This is a genomic window from Synechococcus sp. W60.3 (assembly GCF_047502615.1).
GTDB lineage: Bacteria > Cyanobacteriota > Cyanobacteriia > Thermostichales > Thermostichaceae > Thermostichus.
Map to the genome: position 1 here is coordinate 96,357 of NZ_JANSHJ010000007.1, position 629 is coordinate 96,985.

The following is a 629-nucleotide window of genomic DNA, read 5'->3' on the forward strand; positions in this document are numbered from 1 at the left end:
GGAACTGGTAGGCCCTATCTATGGGCCGCTGCTGATCCTGGCTTCTCCTGGCTTTATCATTCCCATCGTTGCGGAGCTGATCCCGCTTGCCGGGGGGATCCTCAACTTGGCCTATGGCCTGATCGGCCTGCCCATCCTGGCAGGGGCAGCCTTTTGGCTGGTGGATCAGCACTTGAAGCAGCGCACTCCTCCCCTGGGCAACAGTCTGGATCGGGCTGTCTCTAGGGCAGTGCCTCTGGTATTCGGCAGCATCCTGCTGGTGCTGATTGTCTCGCTGGGGATGCTGCTGCTTGTACTTCCCGGCATCTACTGGGGGATAAGGCTGGCTTTCACGCTCTGCGCGATTGTCCTGGAAGACAAAGGGGCCACAGAAGGGTTGGGCTACAGTTGGAACCTCGTCAGGGGCCGTTGGTGGGGGGTGTTTTGGGCATTTCTGGCTGTGGCCTTGATCTTCGGCATCGCGATCCTGATGATTTCGTTTTTTGTTGGGGGGATCCTGGGAGCTACCCTAGGTGCGGCTGTGGTTGGGAATGCTGCCGCCACGGCAGTTGCGCCTATCCTCGATATCTATACAGTGCTCCTGTTCCGATCCCTGCAGCAGCTGCAAGCGCAAGCAGCGTAGTTTGGCT

1 protein-coding gene is annotated in these 629 nt (G+C 59.0%); it reads left to right on the forward strand.

Annotated features, from left to right (window positions below):
• Window positions 1-622, forward strand: a 622-nt coding sequence (locus NW846_RS04360; RefSeq protein WP_414515384.1) for a glycerophosphoryl diester phosphodiesterase membrane domain-containing protein, incomplete at its 5' end; no start/stop codon positions are given.
• Window positions 623-629 lie beyond the last annotated feature (7 nt).